The sequence below is a fragment of the Streptomyces sp. NPDC026515 genome (assembly GCF_055567595.1).
Map to the genome: position 1 here is coordinate 277,071 of NZ_JBVHQD010000005.1, position 11,954 is coordinate 289,024.

An 11,954-nucleotide genomic window follows, 5' to 3' on the forward strand; every position below is an offset into this window, starting at 1 on the left:
GCCAGCGCAGCCTGCTGCCAGCCAGAAGGCGAAATTCCGCCAGTTCCTGGCACAAGCATGGGGCCGGAACGACGCTTCGGCGTTCCGAGCCGACCAGGACGCGCTGCGCGGCCCGGGTCGTATCGAGGTGGGGGATGACTCATGGAATTCCGGCTTCTCGGACCGGTGGAGGCACGAGAGGGCGCGCGCCGCATTCCGCTCTCGGGGTCCAAGGTGCACACGGTACTGGCCGTGTTGCTCCTGGCCCGGGGCCGGGTGGTGAGCGACGAGCGGCTGAGCGGACTGCTGTGGGGATGGCATCCGCCCACCACCATGAACGCCCAGATCTACACGTACGTGTCGCGGCTCAGGAAGCACCTCGGCCCCTGCGTCGACCTGGTTCGCAGGCAGCCCGGCTACCAGTTGATCGCCGCCGACGCGGACGTCGACGTGCTGGAGTTCGAGCGCCTGGAGCAGCTGGGCCGCACGGCGCTGGAGGAGCGGCGGTTCGACGAGGCGTCCGGTGCCCTGCGGCGCGCGCTGGACCTGTGGCACGGCCCGGCGCTCGCCAATGTGACGCCGTTTCTCACCGACGCGGAGCTGCCGCGGCTGGAAGAGGCACGGACCAGCGCCCTGGAGCACCGCATCGACGCCGATCTCGAACTGGCCAGGCACGAACGGCTCGTTCCCGAACTCAGCGGTCTGGTGGCCCAGTTCCCGGTGCGGGAGCGGCTGCGCGCACAGCTGATGACGGCCCTGTACCGGTGCGGCCGGCAGGCCGACGCGCTCCAGGTGTTCCAGGAGGGCCGCCGGGTGCTCGCCGAGGAACTCGGGGTGGACCCCGGTCACGATCTGACCGCCACCCATCAGGCGGTCCTCACGGGGAATCCGAGCCTGCTGCCGCAGTCCGCGCCGGTGACGGCGTCCGCGCCGCCGCACGCCGCGCCGCCGGTCATGGTGCCGCCCGCACTCGCCGACTTCACCGGCAGGCAGGGTGAACTGGCCGAGCTGCACGCACTCCTGACACCCGCCCCGGGGCCCTCCGAGGCCGCCCCCCGGGCGCGCCGCATACTGATCACCGGTATGGCGGGGATCGGCAAGACCGCGCTCGCCGTGCAGGCCGCGCACGCCGTGGCCGGCGAGTTCCCCGACGGTCTGCTGCACGTCCGGCTCCACGACGAGGACGGTACGGTCAAGGACCGTGCCACCGCCCTACGGCAGTTGCTGCGCGCGCTCGGAGAGCCCGGTGACGACGCGTCGGCGTCCGGCGAGGGTCCCGAGCAGCTGGACGACCTGATCAGCCGCTACCGCACCCGTACGGTCGGGCGGCGGATGCTGATCCTGCTGGACGACGCGCCGAACGAACTCCACCTCGACGCACTGCTTCCGGCCACCAACGACGCCGCCGTGGTCGTGACCAGCCGCAGCAGGCTCTTCACGATGCCCGGCTTCCGTACCATCGCGCTCGACCCGATGCAGACCCCGCAGTCGCTCTCCCTGCTCGCCGCCGTCGCGGGCGAGCCCCGCATCCTGGCCGAACCCGGCGCCGCCGGTGTCGTCGCCGAGGCGTGCGCGGGACTGCCGCTCGCCCTGCGGGCCGCGGCGACCCGGCTGGCCGCCCGTCCGCACTGGCCGGTGGCCCGCCTTGCCCGGCGTCTGTCCGATCCGGCGGAGCGCGTCGCGGAGTTGCGCGTCGGCGACCTGGACGTACCCCGGGCACTCGGCTCCGCCCTGGACCATCTTCCCGTCGGCGAAAGGGAGTTGGCCTGCGCCCTGGCAGCCGCGGCCCACGGGACGTTCGGCGCGGTCGCCGCCCTGGAGTTCGGCCTGCCCGAGGAGCCGGCCGAGGAACTCCTGGAGCGGCTGGTCGAGAAGTCCGTGCTGGAGCTGGCGGGCATCGACGGGGAGGGCGCGCCCCTGTACCGCTTCAACGAGCTGACGCGACTCGTCGCGGCAGGTCCGCAACGGTGCCGGGCGGACGTGCGGCTGACCAGGGTGAGTTGAGGCGAGTGCTGCGGGTATGCCTGGCCCTACCCCAGGTGTCGTTCCTGCCGCAGTGCGCGACGGTGCCCCCACACGGTTTCGTGGAGTCATCGAGCGGACGAGAGAGGCGGCGCCCCGATGACGGGATGGCTCACGGAGCACATGGCGGCGCACGGGAGCTCCGGCATCCTCGCCGCGGTGCTGCTGCTGCCCGCGCTGGAGGCGGCGCTGCCCATGGTGGGCGCGCTGCTGCCCGGGCAGACGGCGGTGGTGCTGGGCGGCGCGCTCGCCAGTGGGGGCCACGTCTCCGTCGAGGCGGCGCTGTGTACCGCGGTGGCCGGCGCGGTCCTCGGCAATGTCGCGGGATACGCCGTCGGACGCCACTGGCGGACGCGGGCGCTGGCTCCCCGGCGTGGCCGCGACCGCCGGCGCCGGTACACCGAGCGGGCCCTCGGGCTGATCGAACGGCACGGCGGCTGCGCGGTGTTCGTCGCCCGCTTCACGGCGGTGCTGCGCACGCTCGTGCCGACCCTGTGCGGGGCGACCCGCATGCCCGTCCGGGCCTACCTCCTGTGGTCCGTGGTCAGCAGCGTCGTGTGGGCACCGGCCTTCGTCCTGATGGGGTACCTGCTGGGGGCCGCCGGCCCCGGGTGACTCCCCGGTGGCCGGGGCCCCGGCCGGCCGCGCAGCTTGCTGCCGCCGCAGCCATCTGCCACCCGCCCCACCCGACCGGCCGCCCGGCGACCGGTCCGGCACGACCGCAACGAACACCTTTCCGTCGCGCCGGACGCGCCGGAGTACCGACACCGAACGAGTAGGGACAGATGAACAAGGACGCGATCCAGTTGCGCTCCGTCAGCAGGCGTTACGGGGCGGGTGACAGCGTGGTGACAGCGCTCGACCAGGTCTCGCTCTCCTTTCCCGCGGGAACGTTCACCGCCGTCATGGGCCCCTCGGGCTCGGGCAAGTCGACCCTGCTGCAGTGTGCCGCCGGGCTGGACCGTCCCACGTCGGGCTCGGTCTCGGTGGGCGGGACCGAACTGACGAAGCTGAGCGAGACCAAGCTGACCCTCCTGCGGCGCGAACGCATCGGCTTCGTCTTCCAGGCGTTCAACCTGATGCCCTCCCTGACCGCCGAGCAGAACGTGGGGCTGCCGCTGCGTCTCGCCGGCCGCCGCCCGTCCAGGGCCCGGCTGCGCGAGGTCCTCGAACAGGTCGGCCTGGCCGACCGGGCCGGCCACCGGCCGACGGAGCTGTCCGGCGGCCAGCAGCAGCGGGTCGCCCTCGCCCGCGCCCTGATCACCCGCCCCGAGGTGCTCTTCGGGGACGAGCCGACCGGCGCCCTCGACTCGCAGACGGGCCGCGAGGTGCTGAAGCTGCTGCGCGACATGGTCGACTCCGAGGGCCAGACGGTCATCATGGTCACGCACGACCCGGTGGCCGCGTCGTACGCCGACCGCGTCGTCTTCCTCGTCGACGGACGCGTCAACGGCGAGATGGTCGGGGCGAGCGCCGACGACATCGCCACCCGCATGACCAAGCTGGAGGCGTCCCCGTGCTGAGTGTCGCCCTGCACACCCTGCGCAGCCGCTGGATCACCTTCGTCGGCAGCTTCGTCGCGCTCTCGCTCGGTGTCGCGCTGATCGCCGTCATGGGCCTGGCCCTCGCCTCGTCGCTGGACGCGCCCGACCGCAGGCCCGAACGGTTCGCCGCCGCACCGGTCGTGGTGAAGGGAGCGGACAGCCTGCGGGTGTCCACCTCGATCGGCGTGCGGGTTCAGAAACTCGCCGAGCCGCGTGCCGTACCGCCCGAGGCCGTCGCGAGGCTGCGGGGGATCGGGACCGTCGTCCAGGACCGGTCGTTCGCCGTACGGGCCCGGGGCGGGCCGGCCGACCTGGTCGGTCACCCCTGGTCCGTCGCCGCCTTCGCCCCGTACCGCATCGACACGGGCCGGGCTCCCCGCTCGGCCGACGAGGTCGTCGTCAGCGGCGACTGGGCGACCACCGGCGAGCAGGTACGGACCGATCGCGGCACCGTCCGGGTGGTCGGCACCGTCGCCCCGAGAGGCTTCGAACACGCCGTCTTCTACACCGACGCACGCGCCACCCGGCTGGCGCCGAAGAGCACCCAGCTGGTCGTGGACGCGGACGCGGCGGCCGTACGCGCCGCGGTGCGCGGAGCCGACGGCGTCCGGGTTCTCACCGGTGACGGACGCCGCTACGCCGACGCGGATCCTGACCGGGACAAGGAGGCCCTCGTCGCGATGAACGCCATGTTCGGCACCGCGGGCGGCGTCACCACCTTCGTGTCGGTGTTCGTGGTGGCGTCCACCTTCGCGTTCTCGGTGGCGCAGCGGCGCCGGGAGTTCGGGCTGTTGCGCACGGCCGGGGCGACGCCGGGGCAGATCCGCAGGATGGTGTTCGCCGAGGCCCTCCTGGTCGGTGTGCTCGCCTCGGCCGCCGGCTGCGTGCTCGGCGCGTGGGGCGCGCCCCGGCTGGCGTCGTGGGTGGTCGACGGCGGGCTCGCTCCGAGCTGGTTCACCATCGGTGGCGCCACCTGGCCGTACTACATGGCTTTCTCGGTGGGGCTGGTGGTCGCCCTGTGCGGCGTGGTGGCCGCGTCCTGGCGGGCGGGCCGCACCGGGCCGGCGCAGGCACTGCGCGAGGCGTCCGTGGACACCCGGACGATGACGTGGGGCCGCTGGCTGTTCGGCGCGGGGCTGATGCTCACCGCCGTCGTGACGCTGGCCCTGGCGCTGTTCAGCGATCCCGGTGACCTGCTCCACCGCAAGACCTACGTGAGCAGGCCGATGCTGCTGATCACCGCGGTGGCGCTGCTCGCGCCGGTGGTGGTGCGCCCGCTGACCCGGTTGCTCGCCTGGCTTCCGGCCCAACTGCCCGGCGCCGGCGGCATGCTGGTGCGGGAGAACGCCGCCGCCGGGGTGCGGCGCACCGCCGCGATCGCGGCGCCGGTCCTGGTCACGGTGGCGCTGGCGGGTTCGCTGCTCGGTGCCACCGCGACACTGAACGAGGCCAAGGCCACCGAGACCCGCGAGCAGACGACCGCCGCCTTCGTCGTCGCCCCGGGGGGCGGTGCCTTCGACGCGGCGACCCTGCGGCGGCTGCGCGAGGTGCCCGGCGCCGAGGTGTCCCCCAGCTCGACGAGCGCCGTCTACGTCATGGAGGACGGTGTCGCGCTCAGCAGGGACGAGGCCCGCGCGGCGGAACCCCGTCCGCTCCTCGCCACCACCCGTCTGCCGATCGCTTCCGGCCGGGCCGGCGACCTCGACGACGGCTCGATCATCGTCAACGAGGAGTGGCAGCGGCACACCGTCGGGCAGCGGGTGCGGGTGTGGCTCGGTGACGGTACGCAGAAGACCCTGCGGATCGCCGCGGTGATGACCGCCGGGACCGGCAACAACGGCGTCTACGTCACCCCGCGCAACGCGCCGGGCGCCTCCGTGGACCGGGTCGACGTGGCCCTCGTCGACGACGCCGACGCGAGCGCCGTGGCCGCAGGTCTGCGTTCCGCGGTGCGCGCCTCGGGCGGTGAGGTCCTGACCAGGGACCAGTGGGTGCGGGCCAGTTACCCCGAGACGAACCGGACGACCCGGATGGGTTTCCTGCTCGTCCTCGGCATCGCCCTGCTCTACACCGGTATCTCGCTGGTCAACACCATGGTCATGGCGACGTCGGACCGGGTGCGCGACCTGGCGGTGCTGCGGCTCGCCGGAGCCACCCGGTGGCAGGTGCTGCGGCTGGTGGGCGCCGAGGCGCTGATGGTCGTGGCCGTCGGCGCGGTGCTCGGTCTGCTCGTCGCCGCGCTCAATCTGGCGGGCATGTGGAGCGCCCTGGGCCTGTTGTCGGTGTGGACCACGATCGAGCTTCCCTGGACGGCCATCGGCGCGACCGTGGCCGCCTGCGCGGTGCTGGCCGTGGTCTCGTCCCTCGCCCCCGCCGCGGTGGCCCTGCGCCGCCGCGCGGTGGAGCTGGCGGGCGTCCGCGAGTGACCTGCCGACCCGGCGCCGGACGGTACGTTCCCCCGCCCCGGCCGGCGCCGAACCTCCGCGGCACGCGCGGCGTCCATCCCCCGTGGCCCGCGCGGCGGAGCACCGACGGCCGGGACGACTCCGAGAGGGCGTCCCGGCCGTCCTCGTCCTGCCGCACGGTCCCGGCGATGCGAACGGTCGCGCGGACGCCGGAAGGCGGCTCCTCCGGTGTCCGTGGAGCCGCGGGGGTGTGCCCCGCGTTCCCGGCCGGCCGGAGGAACCGCCTGGTGGTCCTCGTCGGGCGAGTGGTGACGCCGCTTCTCGCCGAGCGCGACGTCAGCCCGGCACGGCGGCCGTCGTGCCGGACAGCTCGGCCATCGCCACCGCGATCTTGCGGGGTCCGGTGAACGGCTCCCGGCCGTGCGCGGCCAGCATGTTGTCCACGATCAGTACGTCGTCGCGCTGCCAGTCGAAGCGCGTGGTGGCCGAGCGGTAGGCGTCCCGCAGGTGTGCCACCGTCTCGTCGGGGATGGGCCCGCCGTCACCGAAGTACGTGTTCGTGGGCAGGTCCTCGTCGGTGAAGATCTCCCGCAGCCCCTCCCGGACCTCCGGTGCCAGCGAGGTGACGTGCCAGAACGTGGCGTGGTTGAACCACACCTCCTCGCCGGAGACCGGGTGACGGCGTACCACGGGCCGGACCGCCGTGGTGCGCAGCCCGCCGTCCGCACGCCATTCGGCCGTGATGCCCTTGTCCCGGCAGTAGGCGACGACCGCGTCGCGGTCGCCGGTGCCGAACGCCTCCTGCCACGGCACGCCGAAGTCCCCGTGGAAGTTGCGCACCACACGCCAGCCTCCGCGCCGGGCGAACTCCTCGCGCACCCCGGGATCGATGGCCCGGTACACCTGGCGGATGTCCGCGAGCGGGGTCGCGCCCTCGGTGCGGGCGGGCTCGATGCAGTAGAAGTACAGGCTGTTGGGCCAGACCGCCTGGTAGGAGTTCTCGTTGTGCAGGAAGATCTCCTCGTCGGCGGGGTAGTCCGTGGACGTGTAGACCTGTCCCTTGATGGTGGACCGCGGCGAGGACCGCTCGGCGTAGGTCAGCGGGGCGCTGCCGGAGAACGCGTGCACCACCGCGTCGAACCCGTCGACTCCGCCGACCGCGAAGCCGCGCAGCAGAATTGCCCCGCGCTCGCCGAGGACCGTCCGCAGCTTCTCGCGGTGGGTGCGGAGGAAATCGTGGACCGGCGTACCCGGCTCTCCGGTGTACTCGATCGCGGTCATCGGACCCCTGCCTCTCTCATGTGTACGGTGTCTGCCCCGCCGTCCGTGGCGCGGGAGTAGTGCCGGACCACCACCGGCCCGGCCCGGCGCGCCTCCTGGGCCACGGCCGCGAAGACGCCGTCGAGGACCGGCAGGTCCTGCACCAGCCAGGTGTCGGGGCCGGGGCCCTCGGCGCAGGTGACCAGCACCGGTTCGTCCTCGGCGGGCTGGGTGTCGACGCTGCCGAGGTCGGTGGCGATGCCGACGCCGACCGCCTTGACCACCGCCTCCTTGCGCGTCCAGCACCGGAAGAAGGTGTTTCGGCGGGCGGTGCCGTCCGGCGCGGACCGGACGTGGGCGAGTTCGGCGGCGCTCATCACGAACCGGGAGGCGCCGTCCACGTCCAGCGGACGGCCGCCCTCCAGGTCCGCGCCCACCCGTCGCCCCGCGCCCAGGGCGAGCAGCCAGTGCGGGCCGGACCGCGAGAGGCTGAAGTCGAGGTCGGTGGGCGGCCATTCGATCCGGGGCCGGCCGTGCCCCGGGTGGGCGCAGCGCGGACACGGGTGCCTGCCGAGGACCAGGTCGCGCGGTGGCACGCCGAGTTGTCCGGCCAGTACCCGGCGCACGGCCGTGTGGGCGGCGGCGTACCGCAGCGCGGCCGTGGCCGGCAGCCGCCGGACCTTGTGCGCCTCCTCGGCGGACAGCAGTGCGGTGTCGCCCGGCCCGAGCGCGTCGGGGGCCCGGCCACGCCAGACGTGGACCGCGCCCCCTTGCCCGGGCGACGCGGGTGTGACGTCGTTCATCGCCTCAGTCCGACATCGCGACCAGGACCCGGCGGTCGCCGGTGAACGGGCGGCGGCCGTGGGCGAGCAGGACGTTGTCGATGAGCAGCAGGTCGCCGGTGCGCCAGTCGACGTCGACGGCGTGCTCCAGGCCGCGATCGCGGATCTGGGCGACGTACTCGGCGGGAATGGGGCTGCCGTCGGCGAAGGTGACGTTCTGCGGCAGGTCGTCCTCGGGCATGATCTGTGCCAGGGCGGCCGCCGTGTCGTCACCGAGGCCGGCGGGGTGCCACTGGTCGGCCTGGTTGAACCACACCTCGGTGCCGGTGACCGGGTGCCGGGCGGTGGCCGGACGCACCGAGGAGACCCGGATGCCGCCGTCGGCCTGCCACTTCCAGTCAGCGCCGGCCGGGGCGAGGAACGCCTCCACCTCCTCGCGGCTGGTCGTCTCGAAGGTGTCCTGCCAGCTCTTGCCCAGGCCGTAGCCGTCGTGCAGGTTCTGCACGTACCGCACGCCGCCCGCGAAGGCCTCACGCACCTCGGAGTCCAGGGAATCGAGCCACAGGGCGGCGTCGACGACCGGGGTGGCACCGCCGCCGCCCGGCTGGACCTGGCAGTAGAAGGCGAGACGGGCCGGCCAGGAGTGGGCGTAGCTCATCTCGTTGTGCATCGAGATGGTGAACTCCCGCGGGTACTCGGTGGAGGTGTAGACGTTGCTGCCGACCTTGGTGCGGGGCGAGTTGCCGTGCACATAGGCGAGGCGGTTCGGCAGCAGCAGGCCGAGCACCTCGTCGAGGCTCCCGTGGGTGACCTCGAATCCGCGGAAGACCAGGCCCTTCTCCTCGGTGAGCATCCGGGTGAGCTCCCCCGGCCCCATGTCGTCGAGCCGTTCGACCAGTTCGCCGGCGCCGCCGACGCCTTCGGACTCGATCTCCAGGGGGGTCCAGATGTTCGTCTGCGTCATGGTTCAGGTCTCCAGGTCCTTGGTGATGTCGGCGACCAGCTCGGCCTCCCGTGCGGCGAGGTAGAAGTGGTCGCCCGGATAGGTGCGCAGGGCGAAGTCCCGGGCACGGGTCAGCTCGGACCAGGCCAGTACGTCGTCTCGGTCGCAGCCCGGGTCGTCGAGCCCGAGGCACGCGGTGATCGGGGCCCTGACAGGCGCGGGCGGTGCCGGGGGGCGGTAGCCCTCGATGAGCCGGTAGTCGGCACGCAACGCGGGCAGCAGCAGTTCACGCAGTTCGGGAACGTCGTACGCCTCCGAGCCCAGGGAGCCCAGTCGGCGCACCCCGGCGACCAGTTCGTCGTCGTGGCGAAGGTGCAGCCCGGTGGGCCGGGAGCGGTGCGGAGCGGAGCGGGCCGAGACGACCAGGCGTCGTGGCACGGTCCCGTGCCGGTTCTCCAGCCGCAGGGCGGTCTCGTAGGCGACGGACGAGCCCATGCTGTGCCCGAACAGGGCCACGGGCCGGTCGAGGTGGGGCAGCAGCGCGGCGGTGACGGCGTCGGCGAGCGTGTCCATGTCCGGGGCGAAGGGCTCGGCGAGCCGCTCCTGACGGCCCGGGTAGCAGACCGCCAGCAGTTCCACGTCGTCCGGCAGCCGGGCCCGCCAGCCGCGGAAGAGCTGCGCGTTGCCGCCGGCGTGCGGGAAGCACACGAGGCGGATCCGGGGCGGCCGGCCGGACGCGGCGCGATGGCTGAGCAGCCACGGGTCGGTGCGCACCGGCCGGTCAGCCGGCCGTGGCGGTGTCGGTCCCGTCATCCGGTATCTCTCCCCTCAGGTCCGGTGCCACTGCGGCGAGCAGGGCCAGGACGGCCATGGCGGCGGCGATCGCACGGACCGTGGGCAGGGCGCCCCAGGCGGCGAGGAGCAGCCCTCCCCCGAAGGAGCCGAGCGCGTTGGTCCCCGAGCCGATGAGTCCCGCGGTGGCGGCGACCCGGCCCTGGAGCTCGTCGGGAGTGGTGCGCACCTGGTAGACGGCGGCGGCCACGTTGAACACGGCGCCCACGAACCCGGTGCCCGCGTACAGTCCGCCGAGCGGCACGGGTCCGCGGGTGAACCCCATGCCGCCGATCAGCACCGCCCAGACGACGGCCCCCCCGATCAGCAGCGTGCGCTGTCGCATCCGGCGCTGGATCCGGCCGCCCGCGAGCGCCCCGCACAGACCGCCGACGCCGCCGATGCCCAGCACGATCGCGAGGGTCGCCGGGGGCATCCCCGCCTCCTTGATCCGCAGGATCAGGGCGAGGGCGAGCATCTGGAAGAGGATGTTGGTGCCGGCGACGTAGCCGAACGCCGCGCGCAGGAAACGCTGTCGCCACAGCCAGCGCATCCCCTCGGCGACCTCGCCGGCCATCCGGTGTCCGCCGCCGGGGGCGGTGCGTTCCCGCTGGAAGTCCTTGCGGATGAGCAGCAGGCTGACGGCGGAGACGAGGTAGCCCAGGGCGCCGAATCCGAACGGCACCCAGCGGCCCGCCGACTGCAGCAGTACACCGCCGGGCTGGCCGAGCAGCCCGGCGGCCCGCCCGCGGGCCTCGTTCTGCGCGAAGGCGGTGGACAGCTGCGCCGGGTGGACGATGTTGCGTACGGCGCCCCGCTCGGCGAGCCGGTAGAAGACGGCGAGGGACGCCTCCGCGAACGCCACGGCCGCCAGGTGCGCGACCGTCACCCGGCCCGCGGCGAGGGCGAACGCCACGCTGCCCACCGCGGCGAGCCGGCCCGTCTCGCACACCAGCATCAGCCGGCGCCGGTCCCAGCGGTCCACCAGCGCGCCGGCCGGCAACTGCACGAGCAGCAGCGGCAGCAGCGCAGCCGTGGACACCACGGACATGGCCAGGGGAGAGCCGGTGTGCCACAGCACGATCAGCGGATAGGCGACCGCCGTGACCCGGTTCGCCAGGAACGACATGCTCGCCCCCGACCACAGGAGCATGAAGTCGCGGTTGCGGCGCAGCGGCGCGGTGGGGTTCCGGGCCGCCGCCGGGCCGCTCCCGGCGCCTTCGACCAGGGTCATGTCCGGCACCACTCGAGGACCGCCATCGCGCTGTGCATCTTGTTCTCGGCCTGCTGGAAGGCGATGCTGGCGGGCCCGTCGAGCACCTCGGCGGTCACCTCGTCGCCGCGGTGCGCGGGCAGGTCGTGCATGAAGACGGCTTTCGGGCTGGCCTGCCACAGCGTCTCGGTCACCTGGAACGGCGCGAACAGCGTCCGCCAGTCCGGGTCGGGCTTGCTGGTGCCGGTGGTCTGCCAGCGCGTGGTGTACACCACGTCCTGGCCCGCCGGCAGGTCCGTCATGTCGTGGTGCTCGCGGAACACCGCGCCGTAGCGGGCGGCCTGCTCGGTGGCACGCTCGCGGTAGTACGGTGCCAGGCCGTACCCCGGCGGGGTGCGCAGTTCGAACTCGACTCCCGGGAACCGGGTCAGGGCGAGGGACAGCGCGGTGGCGGTGTTGTTGCCCTCGCCGACGTAGAGCACCCGCAGTCCCTCGACCCGGCCGAACCGCTGTCGCAGGGTGGTCAGGTCGGTGAGTGCCTGGGTGGGGTGCTCGTCGGCGCTCATCGCGTTGATCACGGCCATGCGGTCCTGGGTGGCCCACGCGCGCATCTCGGTGGGGTCGCCCGCGGTGCGGGCCACCAGGACGTCGAGCATCCCGGACATCACCCGGCCGGTGTCCTCGCTGGTCTCACCGGTGTTGAGCTGGAGGTCACCGGGGCCGTAGGAGACGATCCGCGCGCCCAGGCGCAGCGCGCCGCTGGAGAACGCGGTGCGCGTCCGGGTCGAGGTCTTGCTGAAGTAGACACCGACGATGTCACCGGCGAGCGGGTCGGGCCGGCCCGCGGCTCCGCCGGAGAACTCGGCACCACGGGCGACGATCGCGTACAGGTCGGCGTCGTCGAGGTCGTCGATGGAGATCAGATGCCGTACGGAAGCCACGGGCTCCTCCTGGAGGGTGCGTGCGGGGCGCGGG

10 protein-coding genes are annotated in these 11,954 nt (G+C 73.5%); 4 read left to right on the forward strand and 6 right to left on the reverse strand.

The genetic code is table 11. From position 1 onward, the window contains the following. The first annotated feature begins 141 nt into the window (after nucleotides 1-141). From ACZ4O3_RS12155 to ACZ4O3_RS12170, 4 genes are all read left to right on the forward strand, one after another. The gene (locus ACZ4O3_RS12155; RefSeq protein ID WP_467722073.1) at nucleotides 142-1,983 is read left to right on the forward strand and encodes an AfsR/SARP family transcriptional regulator; all 1,842 of its coding nucleotides are present in this window, start codon (nucleotides 142-144) and stop codon (nucleotides 1,981-1,983) included. 117 nt (nucleotides 1,984-2,100) lie between these two features. Beyond that, nucleotides 2,101-2,616, forward strand: a complete 516-nt coding sequence (locus tag ACZ4O3_RS12160; protein ID WP_467722074.1) for a DedA family protein — start codon at nucleotides 2,101-2,103, stop codon at nucleotides 2,614-2,616. Nucleotides 2,617-2,786: 170 nt separating this feature from the next. Then, entirely contained in the window at nucleotides 2,787-3,524 is a 738-nt protein-coding gene (locus ACZ4O3_RS12165; RefSeq protein ID WP_362729249.1) for an ABC transporter ATP-binding protein, read from the forward strand. Further along, nucleotides 3,518-5,971, forward strand: coding sequence for an ABC transporter permease (locus tag ACZ4O3_RS12170; protein WP_467722075.1), 2,454 nt, complete (start codon nucleotides 3,518-3,520; stop codon nucleotides 5,969-5,971). The genes ACZ4O3_RS12165 and ACZ4O3_RS12170 overlap by 7 nt, the downstream gene beginning before the upstream one ends. Before the next feature lie 315 nt (nucleotides 5,972-6,286). Here ACZ4O3_RS12170 and ACZ4O3_RS12175 read toward each other — a convergent pair whose 3' ends face one another. Genes ACZ4O3_RS12175 through ACZ4O3_RS12200 form a run of 6 tightly spaced genes read right to left on the reverse strand, consistent with a single transcriptional unit; the run spans nucleotide 6,287 to nucleotide 11,920 of the window. Further along, a complete protein-coding gene (locus ACZ4O3_RS12175) occupies nucleotides 6,287-7,231 on the reverse strand; it encodes a TauD/TfdA family dioxygenase (protein ID WP_362732785.1) in 945 nt (314 codons plus the stop codon). Then, nucleotides 7,228-8,013, reverse strand: coding sequence for a 4'-phosphopantetheinyl transferase family protein (locus ACZ4O3_RS12180; protein WP_467722076.1), 786 nt, complete (start codon nucleotides 8,011-8,013; stop codon nucleotides 7,228-7,230). Before ACZ4O3_RS12180 ends, ACZ4O3_RS12175 begins: the two co-directional genes overlap by 4 nt. Before the next feature lie 4 nt (nucleotides 8,014-8,017). Then, nucleotides 8,018-8,956 carry a TauD/TfdA family dioxygenase gene (locus ACZ4O3_RS12185; protein ID WP_467722077.1) on the reverse strand — a complete coding sequence of 313 codons (939 nt, stop codon included), beginning with the start codon at nucleotides 8,954-8,956 and terminating at the stop codon, nucleotides 8,018-8,020. A gap of 3 nt (nucleotides 8,957-8,959) precedes the next feature. Continuing rightward, nucleotides 8,960-9,748, reverse strand: a complete 789-nt coding sequence (locus ACZ4O3_RS12190) for a thioesterase II family protein (protein ID WP_467722078.1) — start codon at nucleotides 9,746-9,748, stop codon at nucleotides 8,960-8,962. Beyond that, entirely contained in the window at nucleotides 9,717-11,000 is a 1,284-nt protein-coding gene (locus ACZ4O3_RS12195) for an MFS transporter (protein ID WP_467722079.1), read from the reverse strand. Before ACZ4O3_RS12195 ends, ACZ4O3_RS12190 begins: the two co-directional genes overlap by 32 nt. Then, entirely contained in the window at nucleotides 10,997-11,920 is a 924-nt protein-coding gene (locus tag ACZ4O3_RS12200; RefSeq protein ID WP_467722080.1) for an ornithine carbamoyltransferase, read from the reverse strand. The genes ACZ4O3_RS12195 and ACZ4O3_RS12200 overlap by 4 nt, the downstream gene beginning before the upstream one ends. Nucleotides 11,921-11,954: the final 34 nt, after the last annotated feature.

Coding starts and splice junctions, on each gene's coding strand:
- ACZ4O3_RS12155 (WP_467722073.1), top strand. CDS start 142: ATGGAATTCCGGCTTCTCGGACCGGTGGAGGCACGAGAGGGCGCGCGC.
- ACZ4O3_RS12160 (WP_467722074.1), top strand. CDS start 2,101: ATGACGGGATGGCTCACGGAGCACATGGCGGCGCACGGGAGCTCCGGC.
- ACZ4O3_RS12165 (WP_362729249.1), top strand. CDS start 2,787: ATGAACAAGGACGCGATCCAGTTGCGCTCCGTCAGCAGGCGTTACGGG.
- ACZ4O3_RS12175 (WP_362732785.1), bottom strand. CDS start 7,231: ATGACCGCGATCGAGTACACCGGAGAGCCGGGTACGCCGGTCCACGAT.
- ACZ4O3_RS12180 (WP_467722076.1), bottom strand. CDS start 8,013: ATGAACGACGTCACACCCGCGTCGCCCGGGCAAGGGGGCGCGGTCCAC.
- ACZ4O3_RS12185 (WP_467722077.1), bottom strand. CDS start 8,956: ATGACGCAGACGAACATCTGGACCCCCCTGGAGATCGAGTCCGAAGGC.
- ACZ4O3_RS12190 (WP_467722078.1), bottom strand. CDS start 9,748: ATGACGGGACCGACACCGCCACGGCCGGCTGACCGGCCGGTGCGCACC.
- ACZ4O3_RS12195 (WP_467722079.1), bottom strand. CDS start 11,000: ATGACCCTGGTCGAAGGCGCCGGGAGCGGCCCGGCGGCGGCCCGGAAC.